At 49.8% G+C, this 12,498-nt stretch carries 11 protein-coding genes; 6 read left to right on the top strand and 5 right to left on the bottom strand.

What is annotated here, in order from left to right:
• Positions 1 to 46 precede the first annotated feature (46 nt).
• Complete coding sequence (locus K6V26_RS17105; RefSeq protein WP_224263394.1) at positions 47 to 406, top strand: hypothetical protein; 360 nt, start codon at positions 47 to 49, stop codon at positions 404 to 406.
• Positions 407 to 514: 108 nt separating this feature from the next.
• On the top strand, positions 515 to 2,629 hold the full coding sequence (locus K6V26_RS17100; protein ID WP_224263393.1) for a VapE domain-containing protein: 2,115 nt from the start codon (positions 515 to 517) through the stop codon (positions 2,627 to 2,629).
• A 300-nt stretch (positions 2,630 to 2,929) separates the two neighbouring features.
• Here the strand turns inward: K6V26_RS17100 and K6V26_RS17095 are convergent, their stop codons facing one another.
• A complete protein-coding gene (locus K6V26_RS17095; protein ID WP_046145278.1) occupies positions 2,930 to 3,154 on the bottom strand; it encodes a DUF4248 domain-containing protein in 225 nt (74 codons plus the stop codon).
• Between the two features lie 97 nt (positions 3,155 to 3,251).
• On the bottom strand, positions 3,252 to 4,256 hold the full coding sequence (locus K6V26_RS17090; protein WP_224263392.1) for a hypothetical protein: 1,005 nt from the start codon (positions 4,254 to 4,256) through the stop codon (positions 3,252 to 3,254).
• A 218-nt stretch (positions 4,257 to 4,474) separates the two neighbouring features.
• Between K6V26_RS17090 and K6V26_RS17085 the strand changes: the two genes are divergently transcribed.
• Both K6V26_RS17085 and K6V26_RS17080 read left to right on the top strand, forming a co-directional pair.
• Positions 4,475 to 4,933 (top strand): HU family DNA-binding protein, encoded by a 459-nt coding sequence (locus K6V26_RS17085; RefSeq protein WP_046145277.1) that lies wholly within the window; start codon positions 4,475 to 4,477, stop codon positions 4,931 to 4,933.
• 21 nt (positions 4,934 to 4,954) lie between these two features.
• Positions 4,955 to 5,428 (top strand): glucosaminidase domain-containing protein, encoded by a 474-nt coding sequence (locus K6V26_RS17080; RefSeq protein ID WP_224263391.1) that lies wholly within the window; start codon positions 4,955 to 4,957, stop codon positions 5,426 to 5,428.
• 117 nt (positions 5,429 to 5,545) lie between these two features.
• On the opposite strand, the gene K6V26_RS17075 is transcribed toward K6V26_RS17080, so the two are convergent.
• From K6V26_RS17075 to K6V26_RS17065, 3 genes are all read right to left on the bottom strand, one after another.
• Positions 5,546 to 5,710, bottom strand: a complete 165-nt coding sequence (locus tag K6V26_RS17075) for a hypothetical protein (RefSeq protein ID WP_224263390.1) — start codon at positions 5,708 to 5,710, stop codon at positions 5,546 to 5,548.
• A gap of 328 nt (positions 5,711 to 6,038) precedes the next feature.
• Entirely contained in the window at positions 6,039 to 7,208 is a 1,170-nt protein-coding gene (locus K6V26_RS17070; RefSeq protein WP_224263389.1) for a 6-bladed beta-propeller, read from the bottom strand.
• A 107-nt stretch (positions 7,209 to 7,315) separates the two neighbouring features.
• Complete coding sequence (locus K6V26_RS17065; RefSeq protein ID WP_224263388.1) at positions 7,316 to 9,520, bottom strand: sodium-translocating pyrophosphatase; 2,205 nt, start codon at positions 9,518 to 9,520, stop codon at positions 7,316 to 7,318.
• Positions 9,521 to 9,790: 270 nt separating this feature from the next.
• Between K6V26_RS17065 and K6V26_RS17060 the strand changes: the two genes are divergently transcribed.
• Positions 9,791 to 10,630 carry a patatin-like phospholipase family protein gene (locus K6V26_RS17060; RefSeq protein WP_007654675.1) on the top strand — a complete coding sequence of 280 codons (840 nt, stop codon included), beginning with the start codon at positions 9,791 to 9,793 and terminating at the stop codon, positions 10,628 to 10,630.
• A gap of 59 nt (positions 10,631 to 10,689) precedes the next feature.
• Entirely contained in the window at positions 10,690 to 12,384 is a 1,695-nt protein-coding gene (locus K6V26_RS17055; protein ID WP_048316766.1) for an alpha-amylase family glycosyl hydrolase, read from the top strand.
• Positions 12,385 to 12,498 lie beyond the last annotated feature (114 nt).

Here is a 12,498-nt window from a genome sequence, read left to right as displayed (position 1 = left end):
TTATTATAAATTAAATTCATATGAAAAAAAACTGAACGCCGCCCTGTTGAATGGGGCAGTACTGGATTTGAGAAATGAATGCGTGCAGCTGGAAAAGAAACTGCACGAAGTGATGAAACTAAGCAACACCCTGGGCCGGATGTTGGAACATGCCGTCTGGGAGGAGGATATGGTGGTAGGCGAAACCATTACGTTCCATTGTTCCCTGGAAGAGTTTGTCGCCCAGATCGCTCCCCTGATCGAGAGCCGCAAATGGACGGTTAACGACTGCCATGAAGTGAAGCCTTTCCTCCGTTCGCTCGATACCGTCATGAAGGTATGTCCTGAAGGCAAAGAGGAACCGCTGGCGTTGGGTACGCTCGTGAATGGGGTGATGGAGTATCTTTCTACCCGCAAGGACGATTGATGTTTGTCGTGCAGCTTATGTTTTTCATAATATAATGTAAAAACATAGGCTGCCTTGTTTAATGCCCGTACCTTGGGCTGAATAATACTCACTTAATTTTATCTTATTATGATAAACGTAACCTTATTCGCCGGATTTAAGAGATGTATGGGGGATATTCCCCTGATCGACGCCCTTTACGACATCCGCAATGGCAAGTATGCCACCGAAATTAACCGTATCCGCGCCTTTATGGACGCCGGAAATCAGGATGAAGCCGACATGCAGAAGAAAAAGCTGCCTGCCATAACCGTATCCGCTACCTATCAGAAACAACGGTTGCCGAAATATATGACAGGCTACAATCCGCTTACCATCCTCGATTTCGATGAATTGAACAAAGAAGACTTGCCGCGCCTGCTTGCCCTGGTGCGCGAAGCCGTCTATACGGTGGCCTGCTGGATCAGCCCGCGCGGACGGGGCATCAAGATCATTGTCTATCCGGCTGTCGGGACCGAACTGATCCCCGCAAACCATCTCGCTGTCTACAAGCTGGTGAAAGACTGGTACGAACGCCTGCTGGGTGTCGGGGCGGACACTTCGGGCAGCGATGCCGGGCGGCTCTGCATCATGTCGTACGATCAGCAGCTCTATCTTTCTCCCCGTTTCGAACCCTGGCTGAAAGGGGAGGGCACTTTGCCCGCCGATCTGCCGCCGATAGAAGCCATAGGCGGAAAGACTGTGTCACAACTGATCTCTTCCGCCCGTAGAAAGGCCAGCCGCAAGTTCCCTTATGCCGAGGGCAACCGCAACAATTACGTGCACCTTTTTGCCGGCTACTGCAACCGCTTCGGGGTTGCCAGAGAGGAGGTCGAAGCCTATGCCGCAAAATCATTTGACGACCTGCCGGTCGAGGAACGCCGACAGGCAATCGACAGCGCTTATGCGCATACCGAACAATATGCTACGGAGAAGCCGGCGTTCCGTTTGCAGCGCGGAGACAGTTTTGTCAATCAGATACAGGAGTTTCTGACGAAATATTACAAACTTCGTCGCAATATCGTCAGACGCACGGTTGAATACCGGGACCTGAAGAAACACGATGCCTTTCAACCGGTCACCGATTATTGGGAGAATTCCGTCTGGTGTGCATTGCAGAAATCGGGTGTGTTTTGCCGCGTGTCCGACCTGCGTTCGGTGATCTATTCCGATTTCAGTCCCGAGTACAATCCTTTCAAGTCTTACTTCGATAACCTGCCGCGCTGGGACGGGACGACGGACCCTATCGGCCGCCTGGCTGCCACAATCGACACTACCCGCCCCGAGTATTGGGAGAAATGCCTGAAGAAATGGCTGGTGGCAGTCGTAGCCTGTGCCATCGACGAGCGGCAGACCAATCATACGGTCCTGTTGCTGAGCGGTGCACAGGGGTTGGGGAAGACCACCTGGCTGCGCAACCTGGTGCCGCCCGTGCTTAGAAACTATGTCTTCTCCGGCAACCTCGATCCTACGGCAAAAGATTCGTCGTTGTTGATGAGCGATTGCTTCCTGATCATCCTCGATGAACTGTCGGGACAGAGCCGCGTGGAGTTGAACCAGTTGAAGGCCCTGATCACAAAAGATTCTATCCTCGAACGCCGCCCGTATGCCCGTAATGCGGAGACGTTCGTGCGCCGTGCTTCGTTTGCCGCCACGGTAAACGACAGCCAGATTCTGACAGATCGCACCGGGTCGCGCCGTTTCCTTTGTTTCGAAACGCTCCGGATCGATTATACTTCTGAAATAGACCATGCCGCCATCTATGCCCAGGCGCTGGCGCTCTACAAACAGAATTTCCGTTATTGGTTTGCTGAAAATGACATAACGGAAATAAACGACAACAACGAGCCTTTCCAGCAATCGTGCCCCGAAGCGGAATTGTTTTATACCTATTTCCGCAAGCCGGTCCGTTTCGAGCTGCCCCTCTTGCTCTCTGCAAGCGAAATCCTGTCTAAAATAGCGGAACGAACACGCTATTCCATGACTACAATGAGTGTTAATTTGCTGGGCATAGTGTTAAAAAGCGGTGAATTCGAGTCACAAAAGAGACATGGAAAGCGGCTGTATGCCGTCATGGAATTGAGTAATGACCAGGTGGAAGCCCGTCGCAAAGGATTTGGCTATGATCCTTCGGATGAGGGCGAAGGTGGTGATAATAAGGAGGATGGCAGTGGTGAACGCCCCGACCCGCAGCTTCCGTTTTAACTGATCGGGGGCAGAAAGGGCAGACAAAAAGGCATTTTTTAAAACTTTATAATAAGATGTCACTTGTTACTTCTATGAATGTTTCGTAGAAGTAACACCGTACAGAAGTTTTTCAAAACACCTTTTTGTCTGCCCTTTCTGCCCCCGCCCTTTCTTTCTCCACTGGCTGCGGCAGTTGTTTTCAGGGGTTGCCGCAACGACATAAAACGACTGCCGCAGTCCCTGAAAACAGTTGCGGCAGTCTCTGAAAAAAACTGCCGCAGTCCTTTGGGATGATTGCGTCACCCGTTCTCTTCTTTTTCAGGGTTCCCCTAAATGTTCGACGATGCATTCCACCTGGCGGGGGGTGAAACTCCTGACTCCGGGATGATACCCCAGTTCAACCAGTTTGGCTTTCAGTACGCCATGATAATTGATCCACCGCCAAAGTTGCAGGATCGCTCCCCTGCGGCTGAGGTGAGGGCTGTAGAGTGCCGCCAGTTCGCCTACTCCGTAGGCCCGTATCGTGAAGGTCGTTTGTTCCATAAAATGGATGGTTTTATTCTTCTAAGATACGAAAAATCAATGGATGCGGCAAGCTATTTGTTCGTTTTTTAGCAAATCGTGTAATCGAATAACTTCCTTAGAGTAAATTTTTTACATCCTGAAGGGATAAAGATAGTTTTTGTGCAATGTCTTCCGGCGAAATTCCGGCTTGCGTCAGCATTCGGACCATTTCCTGTAACATTTTATCTTTTTGTTCGAGTTCTTGTTTGCTTTGTTCGAGTTCTTGTTTGCTTTGCTCGAGTTCCAGTTTACTTTGTTCAATCACCTGCTTGCTTTGCTCGATCGCTTGTTTGCTTTGTTCGAGTTCCCGTCTTTTCTGTTCGAGTTCCTGTTCTTTCTGCATAATGTCAGTGTCGCGCTTTTCGATTTCGGAGAGGATTTCGTCTTCTACTTCCATGGAGCGGCGCACGTCAGGGGCTACACCGGCTTTGAGTAAGCGGGTAAGGATGACCTGCTCGTTGGCGGTGAAGATGGTTTCGTCTATTTCTAGCAGATGCTCGTCACCGGGCGTACGGTAATTCTGGTCGAATACATGGAGCAGGCGCTCGAGACGATTGCGGGTACGACCTTGCAGGTAAGGAATCTGTACGATGATGCTGTCGTGGGTCAGACTTTCGATAAAGGGATCTTTCTGATCGATCTCCTGATCATCGTAATCCAGATATCGGCGGCGTACGTAAACGACCGGCTCTTTCAGGTCGCCCAGGATATGACCGAGGATATAAATGGAGATAATGGGCAGGCCGAAGCGTGACTCTCCATTGTCGCGCATATTGTTTTTATCGAGGTAGTGCGTACCCAAATACTGGCGGAAACGAAGAGTTTCAGTAGCCAGCCATGTTTTTTGCAATTCGATAAGCACAAGGTGTTCTGTGCCGTCGTTGTCACGGATTTTGGCTGAGAAGTCCATACGGAACAGGGAGATACGGGTTTGTTGCATGGCTGTGTATTCATGTTGGCGCATCTGCAACTCGATGATATCTTTTTTCAATAGTGCGGAAAGCAGCAGTTTGGCTACCTTCTCGTCTTCCATCATAAACTTGAAGACGACGTCATAAATGGGATTGGCTATAAATGTCATATCATTCTGTTTTTTAGTACGTTGACAAAGATACGATTTCTTTTCGGATTTGTTTCTACATAATACCATCTTCTTTTCATACGATTCCCTGGAGATATCTGAAATTATCTGAAATAAACTGTCGCTTTGTAACGTCCCGTCACCTATGGCTTCAACCTGCCTTCCCTCCGGGCGTATCTTTGATATGTAATTAATAATCAACTAAAAACAGTAAAGTTATGGCAGTACAGTATCATTTGGTTCTCCGGAAGAACCTCAGTAAAAATGTGGAAGCAGGGAAAGAGAAGCTCTATTATGCCCAGACCCGTGCGACGGGGACCTGCACGTTTGATGAGTTGTGTGATGCGGTGGCGGAGAGTTCGACCGCTTCGAGTGGGGATGTGAAGGTGGTGATCGACCGTGTGATCCGGTTCCTTCTGATGTTTCTGGGGCGTGGGGAAGTGGTCCAGTGTGGCGACCTGGGGACGTTCCAGCTGATCCAGACCAGTTCGGGAAGTGTTACGACCGATGATTTCTCAACCAATTTGTTGTACCGTGCCCGTCTCCGTTTCCGTCCCGGCGCCAAACTTCGTAACCTGACCCAGACTACGAAGGGGGAGCGTTTCAAGCTGGAGGAGGCGAAACCTTCAACTCCGCCGGAAGGCGGTGGTGGTAGCGACCGCCCCGAAATCGAGTAATCTACCTGAAACGGACATCATATGGATAAGCAATCGTTTACAACAAAGTACCTCCCCGCCGCCCGTATGGCGGGTGAGTTGTACGGCATGAACCCGGTAGTCATCCTGGCGCAGGCTGCTATCGAAAGTGGGTGGGGAGAGAGCCGCCTGGCTACGTGCTACAATAATTTTTTCGGACTGACCGGCTATGGCGTTTCCAACGCTTACTGGCACGGGGGAAAGACGGACCTGGATAATCCCGGCGGCCTTGTGTTCCGCCGTTACGACCGGGCGGAGAACAGTTTTCTCGATTTTGCCCGCCTGATTGCCACCGCCTACAAACAGGCGGCCGCCGTCAGCAACTATCCCCGGGCTTATGCCCGCGAGATGGCCTACAGCAAATATATCAGTGAAGTAAACGGGGATAACCGCGAGGCGTATTGCAACATGCTGGAAAGCATTGCACGGTCGCTGGTCCCCATAGTGTATAACTTAAATAATAAAGCGTATGAGTGAGAAAGAAAATGGCAGAGGCAACAAGGTAAGAACCATCCTCCAGTTTATCATGGAGTTGTTGGGGTTCCTGTTGGGGAGGAAGAAGCAGTAGGAAGAGTAGGGAAGGTTTGGATATTATCAAATTTGAATGTTACTTTTCTCTTGAAAGAAAAGTAACCAAAAGTTCAAGGCTGCATCTGCCTCGCTACTCAGCATCCTGCGTTCGCTGTCGTCTGTGAACTCGCTTCGCTCAAACAGCACAGCCTCCGGGCGCTCACTACGGATGCTTCGCTTTACGCTCACCAGATGAGGCCTTTCATAGAACGCTTTGCGTTCTCTTAAGATTGCCGATACTACCTGTTAAATCCGATAGTTTTTGTTTTATAAGTATCGGTATCGGCCATCCTAAGAGGAAGCACAGCTTCCTTGGAAAGGCCTAAGCGGGTGAACGTCCGCGTAGGGGGAAGACGAAGCGGTTAAAAAAATCCGTTGTCTGAGCGAAGCGAGTTTCGGATTTTTCAGCGAAGTCTTTCACCGGAGCAGTGAAGCCGGTTAAGCCTTGATCTTTTGACTACTTTTCCATCAAGGGAAAAGTAGGTTCAAATATTTCTATAATTATCACATCCCCCCTTTACTCCTTCACTTTCCCGACAAACAACACATTATTATCATTCTCATCCAGCGTCGCTGCCAGTTCCTCGAGTTTCTTTCTGTCCTGGCTGGGGCATTTGCCGGAGGCGAGATGTTTTTCTATCTTTTCGATCAGTTGTCCCGGTTCCATATTCTGGATAAAATATCCCTGGTAGAAATTGTGGCCTGTTCCGGAGATGGGGAGGTTTCCGTAGAAGTCGTTTACCAGACGGAAATGGGAGGAAGCATTCTTCTTCTTATCAATCAGGATATCTCCGCCATTTTCCGGACCGTTTTTCCCCCAGAAATAATAATTGACCATGAAGTGATTCGGGAGCCGGTAGTATAGATGTATCGGTTTCTCTTCCGGATTCGGGAAAGTCATGGTAAATGCAGGCAATAGCCGGTTGCCGACAGGATCGTAGACAAAAAGAGTGTCTATGCTGGTGTGGAAGAAATCGAACCCGTTACCGTTTTTGTAAGAGAAAACTTCTCCGTTGAAGTCCGACACTGTCCTTTTGGCGGTTGCCGGGATCTGTTTCAGGATGTTTCCTTCCATATCCACTTGGAAGGCAAGCGGTTCCCCTTCCTGGAATGGCATGTGTACGACGGATAATGTGCCGTCTGCATTGAGCGATAATTTAGGTTTGTTGATCTGTCCCGGAAGCGGGATGTCTTTGATCCATTTGCCATTTGTGCCGTACACCATGATCTTTCGGCCATAGAAAGGCGAGAGGAAGATACGGTCGTTCTTTTCGTCGATGACTTCATCGTAAATGGATATGGCATATTCTCCGGCTCCATTGCCTACGGAGCCGATGTCGTGCAGGAATTTACCCTCTTTGTCGAAGAGTTTGAACGGTCCGCCGCTTCGTTGCCGTACCCCGATATACTGGTCGGTGACGAGGGTGAACCAGGCTTTGAACATGGCGGAGTCAGAGTTGTCGAAACGTATGATGCGGCAGTCTTCGACAAATTCGCTGAGCGGCACGTCGATAGTGTCTTTCACGAGGGCGAAGTCGCACACGGTCAGTTCGTTTCCGCCTGTTTCAACGGTGGCGATACTTCCGTCGTTCGTTTTCAGTGCTTTTTGTTTCTGGGTGAAAATGTTGCAGGCGGATAAACATCCCAGTAATAAGACGGAGGAGAGGAGCAGACAAGTTGTTTTCATACAGGATCTATTTAAAGTTGTTTACTATCAACAAAAATACGAATAGCTCGTAATTACGAACTATTCGTATGGAAGTATTTGATCCCGGTTAGATTATATTAACTGTTTCAGAACAAACTCCATGCTACAGTCAATCCCGCCATTACGATAGCCACCATGCTCATCAGCTTGATCAGGATATTGAGGCTCGGACCGGAAGTGTCTTTGAACGGGTCGCCGACGGTATCGCCGACAACGGTTGCCTTATGGGCTTCGCTGCCTTTGCCGCCGTGGTTGCCTTCTTCAATATGTTTCTTCGCGTTGTCCCAGGCGCCGCCTGCGTTGGCCATGAAGATGGCCAGTACGAAACCTGTGCTTAGTCCGCCGATCAGCAGGCCGATCACGCCGGTCACACCGAATATCAGTCCGGTCACTATCGGGGCGATGATCGCCAGCAATGAAGGAACAACCATCTCATGTTGTGCCCCTTTCGTCGAAATCTCTACGCAACGGGCGTAATCGGGTTCCGCTTTTCCTGTCAGGATACCCGGTATTTCGCGGAACTGGCGGCGTACTTCTTCTACCATATGTCCGGCGGCGCGTCCTACGGCGTTCATCGTCAGTCCGCAGAACATAAAGGCCATCATCGACCCCAGGAACATGCCCGACAGTACTTTCGGATTCATCAGCGTCACATCGTAGTAGATCATAAAGTCGGAGAAAGAAGCCTTCGATACCTCCATCGTACGTCCGTCGGCAAACGACAAGACGGTTTCTCCCAGGCGCAGCAGGCCGATCTTGATCTCTTCTATATAAGACGCCAGCAACGCCAATCCCGTCAGGGCGGCAGAGCCGATGGCGAATCCTTTACCGGTGGCGGCTGTGGTGTTACCCAGCGAGTCGAGGGCGTCGGTACGTTTGCGTACTTCTTTGCCCAGACCAGACATTTCGGCATTTCCTCCGGCATTGTCGGCGATCGGGCCGTAAGCGTCGGTAGCCAATGTGATACCCAAAGTGGAAAGCATGCCGACGGCGGCGATGCCGATTCCGTAAAGTCCCATTCCTACATTGCTAAAGTCAAATCCCGAGGCAAAGAGGAAAGAGCAGATAATACCTACTACCACAGCCAGCACGGGGATAGCGGTAGAAAGCATTCCCAGTCCTAATCCGGAAATGATAACGGTGGCCGGCCCTGTCAGTCCCGCTTCCGAAACCCGTTTGGTCGGGTTGTAGGATTGTGAGGTGTAATATTCCGTTGCCTGGCCGATCACGATACCCACCAGCAAGCCGATCACTACCGAGCAACTGATCCAGAACCAGTTGTCGAGGCCGAGCAGGTAAAGTATCCCGAAGGTGGAAACAGCGATCAGCACCGAACTGAGGTTTGTACCGATAGCCAGCGCCTTCAACAACTGCCGGATATTGGCATCCTCTTTCGTCCTGACGGCAAAAATACCCAGGATAGAGAGGACGATGCCGACAGCCGCGATCAGCATCGGTGCGACTACTGCCTTATATTGCATTTCTATATTGCCGGACGAAACGAAAGCGGCAGCGCCCAAAGCGGCGGTCGCCAGTATCGAACCGCAGTAAGATTCGTACAGGTCGGCACCCATACCGGCTACGTCGCCTACATTGTCACCCACGTTATCCGCGATGGTGGCCGGGTTACGCGGGTCGTCTTCCGGAATGCCGGCTTCCACTTTCCCGACAAGGTCGGCTCCCACATCGGCGGCTTTCGTATAGATTCCGCCTCCCACGCGGGCAAAGAGCGCCTGTGTAGAGGCTCCCATGCCGAAGGTCAGCATGGTCGTAGTGATAATGGTCAGTTTATGGGTAGGGTTCAGGGCTTCATCCGGAATGAAAGCGTTCAGAAGGACGTACCAGAAAGAGATGTCGAGCAGTCCGAGGCCGACCACCACCAGTCCCATGACGGCACCGCTGCGGAAAGCGACCTGCAACCCCTTGTTGAGCGATGAACGGGCGGCATTGGCTGTACGGGCGGAGGCATAAGTCGCCGTCTTCATCCCCAGGAATCCCGCCAGTCCAGAGAAGAAACCGCCGGTCAGGAAGGCGATCGGCACCCATTCGTTCTGCACGCCGAAGCCGTAAGCCATAATGGAAAACAAGATAACCAGTACAAGGAAAACCGAGGCTACTACCTTGTACTGTTGTTTCAGGTACGACATCGCACCTTCACGCACATAAGAAGCGATTTTAGCCATCGTTTCCGTTCCTTCACTCTCTTTCATCATTTGCCGGAAGAAGAACCAGGCAAATACCAGCGCCAGAACCGACGCCACGGGCACAATCCAGAAAATACTAGTTATCATAGTCGTTAGATTTAAAATGAATAATATGCCAATGTGCCAATATGCCAATAACCCGATGTGTCAATGAGGAAATAATAGAATCTGTAGCTATTTCCATTGGCATATTAGCACATTGGCAAATTAGCACATTATTTCCATTGGCAAATTGGCACATTATTCCCTCCGTAAATGTAAGAAAAATAAAAACGTAGAGAAACTTTTTCGTAAATAATACTGTTTCATTCTAAAAAAAACAGCATATTTGTCACCGTAAAAGAGAGAAAACATACAATGACGCAAGAATCGAACCATAAGACCTATAGATTGGGATTGGCCTTAAGCGGCGGAGGCGCGAAAGGTTTTGCACACCTTGGGGTATTCAAATTACTGGAGGAGTGCGGACTGAAGCCGGATATCATCGTTGGGACGAGTGTCGGTGCGTTAATGGGTACTTTGTTTGCCGACGGTTATTCGGCAGACGAGTTGAAAGAACTCTTTACAGGCCGTGAATTTTCCGAATTTGCACAACTCCAGCTTCCCAAGTCCGGCTTGTTCGACAGCAAACGTTTCCGGTATTTCCTGAAACGCCATCTGAGAGCCAAGACATTTGAAGAACTGAAAATCCCTATGATTGTGGTAGCGACCGATCTGGATAACGGCGAAAGCCATGAGTTCGATAGCGGGCCTATCGTGGAGGCGGTGACAGCTTCGTGCAGTATCCCGATCATTTTCAGTCCGGTAGTGATTAACGGGGTACATTATGTGGACGGTGGTTTGTTTCATAACTTCCCGGTTTCCATCATCCGCGACAGGTGCGAGCGGGTGATCGGGGTGAATGTCAGCCCGCTGGTTCCCCAGAAATACAAACAGACGATATTTCATATTGCAGAACGTTCCTATCATTATATGTTCCGGGCCAATACACTGGAAGATCGTGAGATGTGCGACGTGTTGATCGAGGCGGAAGAATTCGGCATGTATAAAACTTTTGATTTGGAGAATGTGGAACAGATTGCCCGCATCGGTTATGATGCAGCGATCCGCGCATTCGAATTGGTGATACAAGAGAATAAACATGAAACACTGGTGAAAGCGATTATGGCGCGGAAAAACAATATGCTCCTGCCATAGCTTTGTCCGGCGCTTGCCCGGATAACTTTTACCGATAATATTTAAAGTTGATAAAAGCGATGAAACAAATGGATAAAATGATCATTTATCAGGTATTTCCCCGTTGGTTCGGAAATCTGAAGTCTCCGTTGGCAAAGAACGGTAGTGTAAGAGAAAACGGAGTAGGAAAGTTCTCCGCCTTTTCACCGACGGCCCTGGCAAAGATCAAGGAACTGGGTACGACGCATATCTGGTACACCGGAGTGATAGAACATGCTACCCAGACCGATTATTCCGCTTATCAGATACGTAAAGACCATCCGGACGTGGTGAAAGGTAAAGCCGGTTCCCCTTATGCAATAAAAGATTACTACGATATAGACCCCGACCTGGCAGAGAAGGTGCCGAACCGTATGAAGGAGTTCGAAGCGCTGGTGAAACGTACGCACGATGCCGGGATGAAGGTGATCATTGACTTTGTGCCGAACCATGTGGCACGCGAATATTACTCGGATGCCCGCATGTCGTATGTCGAAGATCTGGGGCAGCATGATGATACGACCAAAGGGTTCGACCGTAATAATAACTTCTATTATATTCCGGGATGCCCGTTGCACCTGTCGTTTGCCGAAGCGCACGGGGATTACGATTATAGCGAGTTCCCCGCAAAAGTGACGGGAAATGACTGTTTTAGTCCGTGTCCGGGAAAGAACGACTGGTATGAAACGGTCAAGCTGAATTATGGCGTGGATTATGTGAATGGCCGGATCGGTCATTTTAACCCGGTGCCCGGCACCTGGACGAAGATGCTGGATATCCTGCTTTACTGGGCGGATAAAGGCGTTGACGGTTTCCGTTGCGATATGGCGGAGATGGTACCGGTGGAATTTTGGAACTGGGTGATCCCGAAGGTAAAAGAAAAACATGCTGTTGTTTTCATTGCCGAGGTTTATAATCCGGCAGAATACCGCAACTATATTTTCAACGGTCATTTTGACTATTTGTATGATAAGGTAGGACTGTACGATACCGTGCGTGCGGTGATGTGCAATCAGGCTGCGGCCAACACGATCTCTTACTGCTGGCAGAGCCTGGAAGGTATCCAGTCACATATGTTGAACTTCCTGGAAAACCATGACGAGCAGCGTATCGCCTCTTATTTCTTTGCCGGCGATCACCGTCCGGGTATCCCCGGTATGATTGTTTCGGCCATGATGAATACGAACCCGGTCATGATCTATAGCGGTCAGGAGTTGGGCGAGCCGGGTATGGACGAGGAAGGTTTCAGCGGACGCGACGGGCGTACGACGATCTTCGATTACTGGAGCGTGGAGAGCCTGCGCAAATGGATCAACGACTGGAAGTTCGATGGCGCCGGTTTGACGCACGAGCAGCGTGAACTGCGAGAGAAGTATGCCCGGATACTGAATGTGGCGAAATCGGAGCAGGCCATTACTCAGGGAGCTTTCTTCGACCTGATGTATGCCAACTCGCGGAATCCGTATTTCAATTCGAATAGCCAGTATGCCTTTATGCGTAAATATCGTAACGAGGTCGTACTGATTGTTGTGAATTTCGATAAAAGCGAACAGACGGTGCGGGTAAAGATTCCTTCCGACGCATTTCTTACACTGGGTTTTGACGATAACAAGGCAGCTACACTGACGGATTTGTTGACGGGAGAGACCAGTATCAGTACGCTGACGGCAGCGTGGCCGTATCAGCTGGTTTTGCCGGCTTATTCGGGTAAGGTTCTGAAGTTTACGTATAAGTGATGAGTCTTTCATTTCGTTAGAAAAAGTAACAGGGGCGGGGGTGACTCGCCCTTATTGTTGAAAGTTTTCCGAAGATAAAGGGATAATTGCAAATAAGTTTTGTACTTTTGCAGC

The sequence above is a fragment of the Parabacteroides goldsteinii genome, assembly GCF_020091425.1.
Lineage (GTDB): Bacteria > Bacteroidota > Bacteroidia > Bacteroidales > Tannerellaceae > Parabacteroides > Parabacteroides goldsteinii.
Note: the sequence above shows the minus strand (reverse complement) of the source record. Positions and strands in the feature narration are given on the sequence as shown.

Bases quoted from the DNA above. Each gene is read 5' to 3' on its own strand.
- K6V26_RS17100 (WP_224263393.1), top strand. From the start codon at position 515: ATGATAAACGTAACCTTATTCGCCGGATTTAAGAGATGTATGGGGGAT.
- K6V26_RS17095 (WP_046145278.1), bottom strand. From the start codon at position 3,154: ATGGAACAAACGACCTTCACGATACGGGCCTACGGAGTAGGCGAACTG.
- K6V26_RS17090 (WP_224263392.1), bottom strand. From the start codon at position 4,256: ATGACATTTATAGCCAATCCCATTTATGACGTCGTCTTCAAGTTTATG.
- K6V26_RS17085 (WP_046145277.1), top strand. From the start codon at position 4,475: ATGGCAGTACAGTATCATTTGGTTCTCCGGAAGAACCTCAGTAAAAAT.
- K6V26_RS17080 (WP_224263391.1), top strand. From the start codon at position 4,955: ATGGATAAGCAATCGTTTACAACAAAGTACCTCCCCGCCGCCCGTATG.
- K6V26_RS17070 (WP_224263389.1), bottom strand. From the start codon at position 7,208: ATGAAAACAACTTGTCTGCTCCTCTCCTCCGTCTTATTACTGGGATGT.
- K6V26_RS17065 (WP_224263388.1), bottom strand. From the start codon at position 9,520: ATGATAACTAGTATTTTCTGGATTGTGCCCGTGGCGTCGGTTCTGGCG.
- K6V26_RS17060 (WP_007654675.1), top strand. From the start codon at position 9,791: ATGACGCAAGAATCGAACCATAAGACCTATAGATTGGGATTGGCCTTA.
- K6V26_RS17055 (WP_048316766.1), top strand. From the start codon at position 10,690: ATGAAACAAATGGATAAAATGATCATTTATCAGGTATTTCCCCGTTGG.